The 14,038-nt window shown below is 67.8% G+C and carries 16 protein-coding genes; 1 reads left to right on the plus strand and 15 read right to left on the minus strand.

Going from position 1 to position 14,038, the window contains the following annotated elements:
- Positions 1–43: 43 nt before the first annotated feature.
- A complete protein-coding gene (locus QM597_RS07950) occupies positions 44–2,026 on the minus strand; it encodes a protein meaA (protein ID WP_415004384.1) in 1,983 nt (660 codons plus the stop codon).
- A gap of 66 nt (positions 2,027–2,092) precedes the next feature.
- On the opposite strand from QM597_RS07950, the gene QM597_RS07955 reads away from it, so the two are divergent.
- Positions 2,093–2,671, plus strand: coding sequence for a cob(I)yrinic acid a,c-diamide adenosyltransferase (locus tag QM597_RS07955; RefSeq protein ID WP_415004337.1), 579 nt, complete (start codon positions 2,093–2,095; stop codon positions 2,669–2,671).
- 87 nt (positions 2,672–2,758) lie between these two features.
- Here QM597_RS07955 and QM597_RS07960 read toward each other — a convergent pair whose 3' ends face one another.
- The 14 genes from QM597_RS07960 to QM597_RS08025 all read right to left on the minus strand — a co-directional run bounded on the left by QM597_RS07960 (position 2,759) and on the right by QM597_RS08025 (position 14,034).
- On the minus strand, positions 2,759–3,205 hold the full coding sequence (locus QM597_RS07960; protein WP_415004338.1) for a DUF2550 domain-containing protein: 447 nt from the start codon (positions 3,203–3,205) through the stop codon (positions 2,759–2,761).
- A 24-nt stretch (positions 3,206–3,229) separates the two neighbouring features.
- Positions 3,230–3,604 carry a F0F1 ATP synthase subunit epsilon gene (locus QM597_RS07965; RefSeq protein ID WP_415004339.1) on the minus strand — a complete coding sequence of 125 codons (375 nt, stop codon included), beginning with the start codon at positions 3,602–3,604 and terminating at the stop codon, positions 3,230–3,232.
- Positions 3,604–5,055, minus strand: coding sequence for a F0F1 ATP synthase subunit beta (gene atpD, locus QM597_RS07970; protein ID WP_415004340.1), 1,452 nt, complete (start codon positions 5,053–5,055; stop codon positions 3,604–3,606). Before atpD ends, QM597_RS07965 begins: the two co-directional genes overlap by 1 nt.
- Positions 5,056–5,955, minus strand: coding sequence for a F0F1 ATP synthase subunit gamma (locus tag QM597_RS07975; RefSeq protein WP_415004341.1), 900 nt, complete (start codon positions 5,953–5,955; stop codon positions 5,056–5,058).
- A gap of 3 nt (positions 5,956–5,958) precedes the next feature.
- Complete coding sequence (atpA, locus tag QM597_RS07980; protein ID WP_415004342.1) at positions 5,959–7,599, minus strand: F0F1 ATP synthase subunit alpha; 1,641 nt, start codon at positions 7,597–7,599, stop codon at positions 5,959–5,961.
- A 36-nt stretch (positions 7,600–7,635) separates the two neighbouring features.
- On the minus strand, positions 7,636–8,463 hold the full coding sequence (locus tag QM597_RS07985; RefSeq protein WP_415004343.1) for a F0F1 ATP synthase subunit delta: 828 nt from the start codon (positions 8,461–8,463) through the stop codon (positions 7,636–7,638).
- Positions 8,463–9,008, minus strand: a complete 546-nt coding sequence (locus QM597_RS07990) for a F0F1 ATP synthase subunit B (RefSeq protein ID WP_415004344.1) — start codon at positions 9,006–9,008, stop codon at positions 8,463–8,465. The genes QM597_RS07985 and QM597_RS07990 overlap by 1 nt, the downstream gene beginning before the upstream one ends.
- A 39-nt stretch (positions 9,009–9,047) precedes the next feature.
- Entirely contained in the window at positions 9,048–9,257 is a 210-nt protein-coding gene (locus QM597_RS07995) for a F0F1 ATP synthase subunit C (RefSeq protein ID WP_415004345.1), read from the minus strand.
- A 98-nt stretch (positions 9,258–9,355) separates the two neighbouring features.
- The gene (gene atpB, locus QM597_RS08000; protein ID WP_415004346.1) at positions 9,356–10,042 is read right to left on the minus strand and encodes a F0F1 ATP synthase subunit A; all 687 of its coding nucleotides are present in this window, start codon (positions 10,040–10,042) and stop codon (positions 9,356–9,358) included.
- Between the two features lie 301 nt (positions 10,043–10,343).
- On the minus strand, positions 10,344–10,736 hold the full coding sequence (locus tag QM597_RS08005) for a hypothetical protein (RefSeq protein ID WP_415004347.1): 393 nt from the start codon (positions 10,734–10,736) through the stop codon (positions 10,344–10,346).
- 262 nt (positions 10,737–10,998) lie between these two features.
- Positions 10,999–12,120 carry an MraY family glycosyltransferase gene (locus QM597_RS08010; protein WP_415004348.1) on the minus strand — a complete coding sequence of 374 codons (1,122 nt, stop codon included), beginning with the start codon at positions 12,118–12,120 and terminating at the stop codon, positions 10,999–11,001.
- Entirely contained in the window at positions 12,113–12,763 is a 651-nt protein-coding gene (locus QM597_RS08015) for an L-threonylcarbamoyladenylate synthase (protein ID WP_415004349.1), read from the minus strand. Before QM597_RS08015 ends, QM597_RS08010 begins: the two co-directional genes overlap by 8 nt.
- 195 nt (positions 12,764–12,958) lie before the next feature.
- Entirely contained in the window at positions 12,959–13,441 is a 483-nt protein-coding gene (locus QM597_RS08020; protein ID WP_415004350.1) for a hypothetical protein, read from the minus strand.
- Positions 13,438–14,034, minus strand: coding sequence for a CDP-alcohol phosphatidyltransferase family protein (locus tag QM597_RS08025; RefSeq protein ID WP_415004351.1), 597 nt, complete (start codon positions 14,032–14,034; stop codon positions 13,438–13,440). The genes QM597_RS08020 and QM597_RS08025 overlap by 4 nt, the downstream gene beginning before the upstream one ends.
- Positions 14,035–14,038 lie beyond the last annotated feature (4 nt).

Genomic DNA, 14,038 nt, shown 5'->3' on the forward strand with positions numbered 1-14,038 from the left:
ACTCAGCAAGGCTCGGCTTGCCTGCGCCGAGTCCGAGGGCGGCTCAGTCGAGCTTGTTCGCCTTGCGGATCTCGTCGACGACGCGGTCCATGATGTCGGTGATGCCGAAGTCCTTCGGGGTAAACACCGCAGCGATGCCGGACTCCTCCAGCTTGCGGCCGTCCGAGTCGGGAATGATGCCTCCGACGATCACCGGCACGTTGTCCATGCCCGCCTCCAACATGAGCCGCTGCACCTCGGGCACCAGCTCCATGTGCGAGCCGGACAGGATCGACAGGCCCACGACATCGACGTCCTCGGCGACGGCAGCCGAGACGATCTGGCTCGGCGTCAGGCGGATGCCCTGGTAGATGACCTCAAAACCCGCATCACGCGCCCGAACGGCGACCTGCTCGGCACCGTTGGAGTGCCCGTCCAGGCCCGGCTTACCGACGAGGAAGCGCAGACGACCACCCAGGTCCTCTCCGGTCTTCGCGACTTTCTCGCGCACCGCCGTCAGTTCCGCGCCCGCCTCGGTCACGCCGACGACACCGGAGACGCCGGTAGGTGCCCGGTACTCGCCGAAGACTCCGCGGAGCGTGTGCGCCCACTCCCCCACCGTCGCGCCCGCACGCACCGCAGCGAGTGTGGCCTCCATGAGGTTCGTGCTGGTCTTGGCCTCGGCGGCGACCCGCTCCAGCGCAGCCTCGACGGCGGCGCGGTCCTGCTCGCTGCGCCACTGCCGGACGTCGGCGATGGCGTTGGCCTCCGCCTGGGGATCGGCGACCATGATCGCACCGTCGAGGTCGGCGGTCAGCGGCGACTGCTCGGTCTCGGTGTAGGAGTTGACGCCGACGACCTTGAGGTCACCGGCTTCGATCTTCGCCCGGCGCTCGGCATGCGAGGACACGAGCGCCTGCTTCATGTAGCCCGATTCGACTGCGGCAATCGCGCCGCCCATCGCCTGCACCCGGTCGATCTCGGCCTTGGCACCCTCGATCAACTCGGCGACCTTGGCCTCGATGACGTGGCTGCCGTCGAAAATGTCCTCGTACTCCAGCAGATCGGACTCGAAGGCCAGCACCTGCTGCAGGCGCAGCGACCACTGCTGATCCCAAGGGCGAGGCAGACCCAGCGCCTCGTTCCACGCCGGCAACTGCACGGCGCGGGCGCGGGCCTTCTTGCTCAGCGTGACGCCGAGCATCTCCAGCACGATGCGCTGGACGTTGTTCTCCGGCTGCGCCTCGGTCAGGCCGAGGGAGTTGACCTGCACGCCGTAGCGGAAACGGCGCATCTTCGGGTCGGTCACGCCGTACCGCTCGCGGGTGGTCTCCTCCCACAACTCACCGAAGGCGCGCATCTTGCACATCTCCTCGACGAAGCGCACACCGGCGTTGACGAAGAACGAGATACGCCCGACGACCTTCTCGAAGTCCGCCTCGGCGACCTGGCCGGAGTCCTTGACCGCGTCGAGCACGGCAATCGCGGTACACATCGCGAAGGCCAGCTCCTGCACGGGCGTGGCACCGGCCTCCTGCAGGTGGTAGCTGCAGATGTTGAGCGGATTCCACTTCGGGATGTTGTTGACCGTGTAGGCGATCATATCGGTGGTCAGCCGCAGCGAGGCCTCCGGCGGGAAGACGTACGTCCCGCGCGACAGGTACTCCTTGATGATGTCGTTCTGCGTAGTGCCGGCCAGGCTCGCGGGCGCGGCACCCTGCTCCTCGGCGGCCACCTGGTACATGGCGAGCAGCCACATGGCGGTGGCGTTGATCGTCATCGAGGTGTTCATCTCTTCCAGGGGGATGTCCTGGAAGAGGCGGCGCATGGCACCCACGTGCGGGATCGGCACGCCGACCTTGCCGACCTCACCACGGCTCAACTCGTGGTCGGGGTCGTAGCCCGTCTGGGTGGGCAGATCGAAGGCGACCGACAGACCAGTCTGTCCCTTCGCGAGGTTCTTGCGGTACAGCGCGTTCGACTCGGCGGCGGAGGAGTGTCCGGCGTAGGTGCGCATCACCCAGGGCTTGTCAGGCATAACGGTCAGATTACCGCGCGGCTGCCTCGGGGCGCACGCAGAGTGCCGGTACGGGCCATGACTACAGTCACCTTCATGGTCAACTTGACTCGCATCTACACGCGCACCGGTGACGACGGCACGACGGCGCTGGTCGACATGAGCCGCACCTCCAAGAACGACCTGCGGCTCGTGGCGTACGCCGACGTCGACGAGGCGAACAGCCACCTGGGAGTCGCGCTGGCACTGGGCGAACTCGGCGACGACATCGCTGCGGTGCTGACGCACGTGCAGAACGACCTGTTCGACGTGGGTGCCGACCTCGGTGCGCCGGTCGTGGACAACCCCGAGTACCCGCAGCTACGGGTCGAACCGGACTACATCGACCGGCTGGAAGGGTGGTGCGACGAATACAACGACCGGGTCGAGAAGCTGCGCTCCTTCATCCTCCCCGGCGGTACCTGCGCCGCCGCCCAGCTGCACGTGGCGCGGACCGTGACCCGTCGCGCCGAGCGCTCGGCCTGGGCGGCCATCGAGGAGCACGGCGAGTCCATGAACGTGCTGACCGCGAAATACCTGAACCGGCTCAGCGACCTGCTGTTCATCCTCGCGCGCGCGGCCAACGCTGCGGCCGGCGGCGGAGATGTCCTGTGGGTGCCCGGCGGCAACCGCTGAGCGCTTGTGAGGACTCACCCCCTGAAACTCGGCCGGCCCTTGACCTCTCCCCAGGCGGCGGTCCCGCTTCTCAGAGCACCGTATTTTTCACAGCACGGTCTTCATGCCCCGGCCCGGAGGTGACGATTCCAGCCACGCCAGCAGACCGGTCAGCGCCGGCGGCGTCAGCGCCAGACGCAGGTAATGCTCCTGCGGACCCACACAGTCGACCACGATCGACCCTGGTGCTAGTAGGTCGGCCTCGGCCCGGCTCGGTGCGCGCCGGCCAGTGACCTCCACCCCGCGGCGCGGCAGCACGAACGACGCCCGCCACGACAGCGAAAACGTTCGGAACCATTCCAGATGGTCATCGTGATAGACACCCGTGCCCAAGGTCCAGCCGGCCGCACCCTGCTCACGCCGGTTGACCGTCAACTCGAAGGCCCCCGTGCGCCGGCCGATGGCACGCCGCCGCACGACGATCAGTGCCAGCAGCACGATGACGAGCGCCACCATGCCCAGGAGGGAGTCGACGAACCACAGCCACAACGGCACGAGTCGCGCCTCCCTTCGTCCGGATCAGGCCTGGTTCAGAACACGCAGTTTCGCCTCGACGCGCCGCACCGCCGCGTCGTCCCCGTCAGCGACCGCTCGGTCTAACTCGGCCTTCAGCGTCGCCTCGTCCAACTCGTCGGCCAGATGGGTGTCCTCGCTGAGCACCGAGACCCGGTTGTCGGCCACCGACAGGAAGCCGTCACCGACCGCCGCCCGCAAACGCTCGCCACCGGTCGTCTCGATCTCCACGACGCCCGGTACCAGCACCGACAGCAGCGGCGCGTGGTTCGCGAGCACGCCGAGGTCACCCGAGGCTGTGCGGGCCAACACCCGCTCGGCCTCACCGGACCACACGACGCGGTCGGCCGCAACGAGCTCGACCTGCAGCGCGCCGGCCATCAGAGGTTCTTCTGGATCTCGGCCCACTTCGCGTCGACGTCGTCCAGACCGCCGCACATGAAGAAGGCCTGCTCGGCCACGTGGTCGTACTCGCCGTCGCAGATCTTGGTGAAGGCGTCGATCGTCTCGTCGAGCGGGACCGTCGAGCCCTCGATGCCGGTGAACTGCTTGGCGACGTAGGTGTTCTGGCTCAGAAAGCGCTGGATGCGACGGGCGCGCGAGACGATCGTCTTGTCCTCTTCGCTGAGCTCGTCGACACCGAGGATCGCGATGATGTCCTGCAGCTCCTTGTTGCGCTGCAAAATGCCCTTGACGCGGTTCGCCGTGGCGTAGTGGTCATCGGCGATGTAACGCGGGTCGAGGATGCGCGACGTCGAGGTCAGCGGGTCGACGGCCGGGTAGATGCCCATCGAGGCGATCTCACGGTTCAGCTCGGTCGTGGCGTCCAGGTGCGCGAACGTCGTGGCCGGGGCCGGGTCAGTGTAGTCGTCGGCGGGCACATAGATCGCCTGCATCGAGGTGATCGAGTGGCCGCGCGTCGAGGTGATGCGCTCCTGGAGCACGCCCATCTCATCGGCCAGCGTCGGCTGGTATCCGACGGCCGAGGGCACGCGACCGAGCAGCGTCGAGACCTCCGAACCCGCCTGCGTGAAGCGGAAGATGTTGTCGATGAACAGCAGCACGTCCTGCTTCTGCACGTCGCGGAAGTACTCGGCCATCGTCAGGGCCGACAGGGCCACACGCAGACGCGCTCCCGGCGGCTCGTCCATCTGGCCGAAGACCAGGGCGACCTTGTCGAGGACGCCGGCCTCCTCCATCTCGACGATGAGGTCGTTGCCCTCACGGGTGCGCTCTCCGACGCCGGCGAACACCGAAACGCCGTCGTGGTCCTTGGCGACACGGGCGATCATCTCCTGGATGAGCACCGTCTTGCCGACGCCGGCACCGCCGAACAGGCCGATCTTGCCGCCCTGCACGTACGGCGTCAGCAGGTCGATGACTTTGATGCCGGTCTGGAACATCTGCGTCTTGGACTCGAGCTGGTCGAAGGCCGGTGCCTTGCGGTGGATGCCCCAGGTCTCGCCGACCTCGAGCGTCTCGCCCTCGGCCAGGTTCATCACCTGACCGGTGGTGTTGAACACCTTGCCCAGCGTGGCGTCGCCGACGGGCACCGAAATCGGTCCGCCGGTGTCGGTGACGGTCGAGCCGCGCACGACGCCGTCAGTCGGGCGCAGGCTGATCGCACGGACCAGGCCGTCGCCGATGTGCTGGGCGACCTCGAGGGTCAGCGTCTCGGAGACACCCGCGACCTCGGTGTCGACCAAGAGCGCGTTGTAGATCTCCGGCATGGCATCGGACGGGAACTCGATGTCGAGAACCGGGCCGATGACCCGCGCGACACGACCCGTGGTGGTGGTCTTCTCTTCGGCAGTGGCAGTCATTTCTCTCACTCACTCCTGACCAGCGGCGGCGTCGGCGAGCGCGTTAGCGCCGCCCACGATCTCGCTGATCTCCTGGGTAATGCCGGCCTGGCGGGCCTGGTTGGCGATGCGGGTGTACTTCTGGATGAGGTCCTCGGCGTTGTCCGTCGCGGACTTCATGGCCTTCTGGCGGGCGGCGAGCTCGGAGGCGGCCGCCTGCAACAGGCAGTAGTAGATGCGGCTGTTGACGTACTTCGGCAGCAGCGCGTCGAGCACCTCGGCGGCCGACGGCTCGAACTCGTACAGCGGCAGCAGGGACTCACTTTTCTCGACGATCTCCAGGGGAAGCAGCCGGATGACCTCCGGCTCCTGGGTCAGCATCGACCTGAACTGCGTGAACACGACATACAGTTCGTCAACGGAACCCTCGGCACCCTCCTCGGCCGTGAAGGCGCTCACCAAGGTTTCGCCGATGGTGCGGGCGTCCTCATACTGCGGCTTGTCGGAGTACCCGGTCCACGAGGTGACGAACGCGCGCTGCCGGAAGTTGAAGTAGCCCTCAGCCTTACGGCCCGACAGGTAGAAGTCGATCTCCTTGCCCTCGCTGCGCAACTTCTCGGTGAGTCGCTCCGCCTCCTTGAGCACACTGGAGGCGTAGGAGCCGGCCAGACCACGGTCGCTCGTGATGACGAGCACCGCCGCGCGGGTCGGGTTCTCCTTCTCGGTCGTCAACGGATGGTCGACGTTCGAGAACGTCGCCACCGCCGAGACAGCACGGGTCAACTCGCGCGCATACGGTGCTGCCGCCGCCGCGTGCTGCTGCGCCTTGATGATGCGCGAGGCGGCAATGAGTTCCATCGCGCGCGTGATCTTCTTGGTCGCCTGAGTCGACCTGATCTTCGCGCGAAGTTCTCGTACCGACGCTGCCATAGGTCAGCCCCGCTTCTGCTTGACGATCTGCTCCTGCTCGACGTCCTCGTCGGCCAGAGCCTCGAACTCCTCGTGCCCGGCCTTGATCGAACGACCGTCACTGGTCTCGAACTGATCGAGGAAGACGTCATAGGCCGACTCGAGCGCCTGGGCGCTGTCGTCGTCGAACTTGCCGGACTCGCGGATCGCGTCGAGCACACCGGCGTGCGAGCGCTTGACGTAGTCGAGGAACTCCGACTCGAAGCGGCCGATGTCCTCCACCGGCACGGCGTCGAGCTTGCCGGCCTGAGCGGCCCACAAGCTCACGACCTGCTGCTCGACCGGGAACGGCTGGTACTGACCCTGCTTGAACAACTCCATGATCCGCTGACCGCGGGCCAGCTGCGCCTTGGAGGCCGCGTCGAGATCGGAGGCGAACATCGCGAAGGCCTCCATCGCGCGGTACTGCGCGAGTTCGACCTTGAGCGAGCCGGTGACGGCCTTCATCGACTTGGTCATCGCCGCGCCGCCGACGCGCGAGACCGAGATGCCGACGTCGACTGCGGGACGCTGGTTGGCGTTGAACAGGTCCGACTGCAAGAAGATCTGGCCGTCGGTGATCGAGATGACGTTGGTCGGGATGTACGCCGAGACGTCGTTGGCCTTGGTCTCGATGATCGGCAGGCCCGTCATCGAACCGGCACCGAGGTCGTCGCTCAGCTTGGCGCAGCGCTCCAGCAGCCGACTGTGCAGGTAGAACACGTCGCCGGGGTACGCCTCGCGGCCCGGCGGGCGGCGCAGCAGCAAGGAGACGGCGCGGTAGGCCTCGGCCTGCTTGGACAGGTCATCGAAGATGATGAGGACGTGCTTGCCCTGGTACATCCAGTGCTGGCCGATGGCCGAGCCGGTGTACGGGGCGAGGTACTTGAAGCCGGCCGAGTCCGACGCGGGTGCGGCGACGATGGTCGTGTACTCCAGCGCGCCGGCCTCTTCGAGGGCACCGCGCACCGAGGCGATGGTCGACCCCTTCTGACCAATGCCGACGTAGATGCAGCGGACCTGCTTGGCCGGATCGCCGCTCTCCCAGAAGGCCTTCTGGTTGATGATCGTGTCGATGGCGATGGCGGTCTTGCCGGTCTGCCGGTCGCCGATGATGAGCTGGCGCTGGCCGCGGCCGATGGGCGTCAGCGAGTCGATCGACTTGATGCCGGTCAGCAGCGGCTCGTGGACGCTCTTGCGCTGCACGACGGTCGGCGCCTGCAGTTCCAGGGCGCGGCGGCCGTCCGTGGCGATCTCGCCGAGACCGTCGATGGGGTTGCCGAGCGGGTCGACGACCCGGCCGAGGTAGCCCTCGCCGACGGGCACCGAGAGCACCTCACCGGTGCGGCGGACCTTCTGGCCCTCCTCGATGCCGGCGAAGTCGCCGAGGATGACGACGCCGATCTCGCGGACGTCGAGGTTGAGCGCGAGGCCGAGCGTGCCGTCCTCGAACTCCAGCAGTTCGTTGGCCATCGCCGAGGGCAGGCCCTCGACGTGCGCGATGCCGTCACCGGCGTCGGCGACGATGCCGACCTCCTCGGTGCTGGCCGCGCTGGGGGTGTAGTCGGCCACGAACTTCTGCAATGCGTCCCGAATCTCCTCGGGACGAATCGAGAGCTCCGTCATGGTGTGCCTGCCTTACTCTGCGGTGGAAATGCTGGTTCAGCCTGCGAGGCGCCGGCGGGCGGCCTCGAGGCGAGAGGACATGGTGCCGTCGATGACGTCGTCGGCCACGCTGACCGACAGGCCACCGATGACGGACGAATCGATGACGACGTTGAGCTGGACCGGACGGCCGTACCGCGCGGTGAGCGCGGCGGCGAGCCGGTCGTGATCGGCCTTCGCCAGGGGGTTCGCAGTCCGGACCTGCGCGAGCAGGCGTCCCCGGCGCGCGGCCACCAGATCGGCGAAGCCCTCCAGCGTGCGTTCGAAGGAGGCGCGCCGGGCGCGAGCCGCCTGACGGACGATGGCTGCGGTGACCGGCTGGGCTTTGCCGTCCAGGAGCGAGCCGATGAGGTCGGCCTTGGCTGCGGCCGGAGCCGCCGAATCGCTGAGGGCGCTGCGCAGTTGCGGCGTCTCGGCGACGACGCGGGCGACCTCGAACAGTTCGCCCTCGACAGCATCGAGCACACCGGCGGCGTCGGCCGCAGCGACCTGAGCCACGACTCCGGCGACCTCCAGGCCGTCGGCGAGGTCGCGGCCGGCACTCCACCGGCCAGCGACCGCCGCATCGACAACCGCGAGGGTCGCTGCCGAGAGCACCTGACCGAAGATCGACGACGCGAGGGAGGCCTTGGCGGCGGACTCGGTCGACGGATCGGTCAGGACCCGGCGCAGCGCCGGAGTGGCGTCGAGCGTGCCGACGACCCCGAACAACTGCTCACCGATCTCGGCGGCCGCGTCGGTGCTGCTCGCGTCGACGGCCGCCAGGACGGCCTCCAGCGAGGCAGCCGAGGCACCGCGAAGATGCCCAGTGACTGAAGCGGTCATCAGTTGGCCGACTCGCTCTCCAACTCGGCGATGAACCGCTCGACGGTCCGCTGGCTGCGCGCGTCATCGGTGAGCGACTCCCCGACGATGCGGCCGGCCAGCTCGGTCGCCAAAGAGCCGACCTCACCCTTGAGCTGGGCGACGACCTGCGCACGCTCGGCCTCGACCTGCGCGTGAGCCGCAGCCCGGATGCGCTCGGCATCCGCCTGGGCTTCGGCGCGCAGCTCCGCGCCGATCTGGGCGGCCTGCTCCTTGGCCTCCTCGCGGATCCGGGCCGCCTCGTGGCGGGCCTCTGCGAGCTGCGCCGTGTACTGCTCCAGCGCGGCCTGCGCCTCCTTCTGCGCCGACTCCGCCTTCTCGATTCCGCCTTCGATGGCGGCCGTACGCTCGGCGTAGGCCTTCTCGAAGCCCGGAACGACGAACTTCTTGACGAGGACGAGAATCAGCAGGAAGACGACAAGGCTGAGGACGATCTCCGCAGTGTGCGGGATCAGAGGGTTGAGATCCTCTCCCTCAGCTGAGGCGACGAGACGTGTCGAGATCATGCGTGTGCCTTCTGTTGTCGTGGACTACTGGTACCGGGTTCAGGCTTTGAGGACGAACGCCAACGCCAGCGCGATGATGAAGAACTGCTCGGCGAGAACGAAGCCGAGGATCGCGATCTGACGGAGCTTGCTGTCGGCCTCGGGCTGACGGGCCACACCGGTCACGTACGCGGCGAAGATCAAGCCGACGCCGATGGCCGGGCCGATCGCGGCAAGGCCGAGACCGATCATGTTTGCGGTGCCTCCCACGGCATTTCCTTTCGTTGGCGACACGGAGTGTGTCGTATTGGGGTGTGATGTGAAGTTGTGGAGCCGGTGCGCCCGACGCCGTCGAGCGATCCGGTGGATCAGTGCTCGTCGGCGAGGGCCTCACCGATGTACATGGCAGCCAGCAGGGTGAAGACGTACGCCTGGAGGAACATGATGAGGACTTCCAGGAAGCTGATGCCGATGAACAGGATCACCGAGGCGATGCCGGCGGGAATGGCCAGCGTGTTCTCGGAGTGCAGCAGCAGGTACTCCCCGCCGAGGGAGAACAGCGTCAGCAGCAGGTGGCCGGCGAACATCGTGGCGAACAGACGCAGGGTTAGCGTGATCGGCCGCAGCAAGATGTTGGACAAGAACTCCAGCGGCACCAGCAGCAGCAGGATCGGACCGGTCATGCCGGCCGGCACGGTCTCGTGCTTGAGGTAGCCGAAGAAGCCCTTCTTGGCGATGCCGGCACCGTTGTAGACCAGCCAGGTGATGACGGCGATGGCCAGCGGGAAACCGATGTGGCTCATCGTCGGGAACTGCAGGAACGGGATGAGGCCGTAGTAGTTGTTCACGAAGACGAACACGAAGATCGAGAACAGGAACGGCACGAATCGGCTGTAGTCCTTCGAGCCGAGGTTGTCGCGGGCGATGCCGTTGCGGACGAAGCCGTAGACCAGTTCGCCGGCGAACTGCAGGCGGCCGGGGACCACGGCGGCCGGGCGGGCCGCAGCGGCGAAGAGCACCACGACGATGAGCAGCGAGAAGACTGCCAGCAGCATCGGCTTATTGAGAAACAGACCGTCCGAGAGGCCGAAGTCCGAACCCCAACCGCGAACCGGCTCATCCCACGGGAGGATGGACGGCAGATTGAAGTCGTGCGGGCCGGGACTCGGAGGACTCGGGTGGTCGCCTGAGGCGGCAAGCGTGGAGGCGAGCGTCACTCGCATTCCCCTTCGTAATCATGGCGCGGTCGCGCGACCTAATGTCGCGATCCGGGCGTACGGCCAGCGTCATTGAGCGGTGTGATGGAGGTAACCATCACGGCGCTGCCCGAAGGTTATCAGGCCGCGCCGCGAACCCCTACCCCAGGTCGTATATCGGGGTTCGCACTCGGCGCAACGCCCGGAAATGCAGGGTGACCCAGGTCAGCGCGGTGATGATCATCGCCGCCGCGACGGCCCTCGAGGACAGCTGCGGACCCCGGCCGTCGTCGCCGAGCAGGAGCATCAGAACCGCCACCGCAGCGACGGCCTTGACCGTAAAGAAGCCGAGCGCCACCGGAAGCGAGGCAACGGGGCTGGCTTTAGCCACGGGGTCGAGCAGGCCGGGACTGGCACCGAGGAAGGCCAGCGTGAGACCTCCCCCCACAGCGGCACCGCCGAACGCCTCCCGGCCGCCGGCGATCCCGGAGCCGACGATCACCGCCACCACCACGACCAGAGTGGGCACGAACACCCGCCGCACGATCCGCATGACCCGAATCCTGTCACCCCGTCCCGCGCTCCTCTCAGGGACCGAGGCGGGAACTTCCGCAGTTTGAGGTCGCGCCCTTCGAGGCTCGGTCGCAGGCGGCCTCGCACCTCAGGGACCGCGAGGCACGAGTGAACCGAGTCCTGAGGTGCGACGAGGAACGAGGAGCCTCGAAGGGCGAAGCCTGCCGCGGGCGGGTTATTTCGAGGCTCCGGCCGCAGGCGGCCTACGCACCTCAATGACCGGATTCCACCTACCCGGCCCCTCACGAGCCGACGCGGGAGACGAACTTGGGTGCGAAGACGACGGCTGCTGCAGCGCCGGCGATCAGCAGCGCGACGGCGACGATGGACTCCCAGCCGCTCAACAGGCTCATCACCACGCTACCGAAGGCCACCAAGCCGGCAACGGCGTACATCGTCAGGACCGCCTGGGGGTGGGAGTGCCCCAACTCCAGCAGGCGGTGGTGTAGGTGCTCCTTGTCGGCGCTGAACGGCGAGCGTCCCTCGCGGGTCCGGCGGAACACCGCCAGGATCATGTCGACGAACGGGACCGCCAGCACCGTGAACGGCAAGATCAGCGGCAGCAGCGCCGGCAGGAAACTCGCGTCCGCGTCGCCGACGCCCTGCGCCAGGCTGCTCGGCGGGAACTGGCCGGTGAGGCTGATCGACGAGCACGCCATGACGAAGCCGATGAGCATCGATCCGGAGTCGCCGATGAACATCTTGGCGGGGAAGAAGTTGTGCGGCAGGATGCCGATGCACACCCCGGCCAGGGCCACCGTCAGCATGGCGGCGGCCATCGCGCGGGTCTCGCCGTTCTCGACGGCCAAGATGAAGGCGTACACGAAGAAGGCGACCGCGCCGATGGCGACAATGCCCGCAGCCAGCCCGTCGAGACCGTCGACGAAGTTGACCGCATTGGCGGTGCCGACGATCAGCACGATGGTCAGCAACATGGCCTGCGCCTGGTCCAGGCCGATGAACGTGCCCGGCAGCGGCAGGTAGACGAACTGCACCCCCATCGACACCACGACGACCCCGGCGAGCACCTGGCCGGCGAACTTCGTCAGGGCATCCAACTCGATGAGGTCGTCGATGATGCCGACGACGCAGATCAGCGCACCGCCGGCGACGATGGCACGGATGTCGTGCATGGCCGTCGGATCGGCCGTGCCGAGGAAGGGCATGCGGTCGGCCACGAGGGTCGCGGCGAGAAGGCCGCCGAGCATGGCCGGTCCGCCGAAGTAGGGCGTCGGCACGGCGTGGACATCGCGCTCGCGCACCCGCGCTTGAGCACCGAAACGCACCGCCACCAAGCGCGCGATGGACGCCAGGAGGTAGGTCACGCCGACCGCGATACCGAAGACCGCCAGATATTCACGCACGCGGCGACTCCGGCTCGATGGTGTTGTTGAACTCATGCAGCACGGCCAGGTCGATGGCACCCTGACGCAGGATGCGCGGGGTCGGGCCGGTGGCGTCGAGCATGGTCGACGCCACCGTGCCGCGCGACGGCCCGCCGTCGAGGTAGACCGCGACCGACTCCCCCAACTGTTCGCGGGCGTGCTCGACGGTGGTCGCTGCGGGCTGCCCGCTGAGGTTGGCGCTGCTGACCGCGAGCGGGCCGGTACGCCCGAGCAGGTCGCGGGCAATCTGGTCGTCGGGCACGCGGACCGCGACGGTGCTACGGGTGTCGCCGAGATCCCAGTCCAGGGAAGCCTGCTGGTGGCACACCACGGTCAGCGCGCCCGGCCACAGGGCGTCGGTCATCGCCTTGAGCCAGGCCGGCACCGCCGCCACCAGCGAGGGCAGCACCTCCGGCGCGCCGATGAGCACCGGCGGCGGCATCGAGCGGTCGCGCCCCTTCGCCGTGAGCAAACGTCGGACGGCGGCGGGGTTGAAGGCGTCGGCGGCGACCCCGTAGACCGTGTCGGTGGGGATCACCGCGAGTTCGCCCGCCCGCAGTGCCGTCTGGGCGGCGTTCAGGCCCTGGTCACGTTGCTCCGGTTCACGGCAGTCGAAGATCACGCCGTCATCGTAGGCGAGATCGACGACGTGAGTCCGTAGGTAGGTGAACTCGGCCACTGTCCCCCGCACGCGGGAGGTGCCCCCAGCGCGAGCGCGGCACACCTCGAAATGACCCCGACAACGGCCCGCTGTCTGGGTCATTTCGAGGCTCGTCGCAAGCTCCTCGCACCTCAATGACCGGGAACTGCGGGAGTCCTACGCGAGTCCGTAGGCGGCTCCAGCGATGACCGCGAAGCGGGCCGCCCGGCCCACGAAGACCGCGAGCGCGAAGACCCGCGTGCGCATCGCCGAAGCACCGGCGACCACCGCGACGGCCAACAGCGGCGGAATGCCCACGAAGGCCGACACCAATACCGTGAGCACCGCTCGCACCGGATCGTCGAGCCAGTCGATCAGCACCTCGCCGGCCTTGCGCACCGCCCGGCCGAACCGGCTCTTCGGCTCCTTCGCGGTCCGCGACGAGGACGCGGCCAGCTCACGGCCGGCGCGCGCCGCGCGGAACAGCACCACCTTGCCGACCACCGTCCCGATGGTGACCGCGACCACCATGAGCGCCGTGTCGCCGCGCCCCATCAGCACGGCCGCCCCTGCCACGTAGGCCTCGGCGTTGACCACCGGGATCAGCGCCGCGGCCACCCCATAGCCCAGCGCGGTGAGCACGAAGAAGTCGCCGATCACGGCTGCGTCTCGTGCTCGCGGATCCGTCGCAGCGTGCGGCGGGCGCTGGCCATCTTGACCCCCAACTGCACGAGCACGATGACGAGCGCCAGCGGCAGCGAGCCGACGAGCACCGCCACGACGATCCCGATGTTGTTGAGCGCCTTGGCCGGGTGCGACCAGTTGTACCGGTAGACCACGGGATCGACGACGAAGAAGTAGTTCGGGCTGACGATCGGCCACAGCAGGAACGACAGCGACAGCAGGCAATCGACCACCATGAAGTTCAGCAGGAAGACCGCAATGGGCACCGCGAGATCCGGCTGCAGGAGCATCAGGTTGGCCGCGCACAGCGCCGTGCAGAGCCGATCGCTCAAGATGTCGTGGACGGCCCCGGCACGGGTCTCCTGGCCCAGCAGGCGTGCGGCCAGGCCGTCGGCACTGTCGCCCAGGTAGTAGACGAGATACGCGGCCACAATCCACGGCAGCGGCTCGTCGGCCTGCAAGGCGATGACCGACAGGGCAACGCTGGCCACCGTCCGCACCACAGTGATCGCATTGGGAACGGTCCGGATCGGGCCGATGCCGGCTGCCGTCACGACGGGTCGTGTCACACAT

This window comes from Aeromicrobium sp. (assembly GCF_047607065.1).
In the GTDB taxonomy this organism is placed as follows: Bacteria; Actinomycetota; Actinomycetes; order Propionibacteriales; family Nocardioidaceae; genus Aeromicrobium.

What these genes read in the sequence shown, in the direction of transcription:
- QM597_RS07955 (WP_415004337.1), top strand. Translation starts at nt 2,093, where the DNA reads ATGGTCAACTTGACTCGCATCTACACGCGCACCGGTGACGACGGCACG.
- QM597_RS07965 (WP_415004339.1), bottom strand. Translation starts at nt 3,604, where the DNA reads ATGGCCGGCGCGCTGCAGGTCGAGCTCGTTGCGGCCGACCGCGTCGTG.
- QM597_RS07975 (WP_415004341.1), bottom strand. Translation starts at nt 5,955, where the DNA reads ATGGCAGCGTCGGTACGAGAACTTCGCGCGAAGATCAGGTCGACTCAG.
- atpA (WP_415004342.1), bottom strand. Translation starts at nt 7,599, where the DNA reads ATGACGGAGCTCTCGATTCGTCCCGAGGAGATTCGGGACGCATTGCAG.
- QM597_RS07985 (WP_415004343.1), bottom strand. Translation starts at nt 8,463, where the DNA reads ATGACCGCTTCAGTCACTGGGCATCTTCGCGGTGCCTCGGCTGCCTCG.
- QM597_RS07990 (WP_415004344.1), bottom strand. Translation starts at nt 9,008, where the DNA reads ATGATCTCGACACGTCTCGTCGCCTCAGCTGAGGGAGAGGATCTCAAC.
- atpB (WP_415004346.1), bottom strand. Translation starts at nt 10,042, where the DNA reads ATGCTGCTGGCAGTCTTCTCGCTGCTCATCGTCGTGGTGCTCTTCGCC.
- QM597_RS08005 (WP_415004347.1), bottom strand. Translation starts at nt 10,736, where the DNA reads ATGCGGATCGTGCGGCGGGTGTTCGTGCCCACTCTGGTCGTGGTGGTG.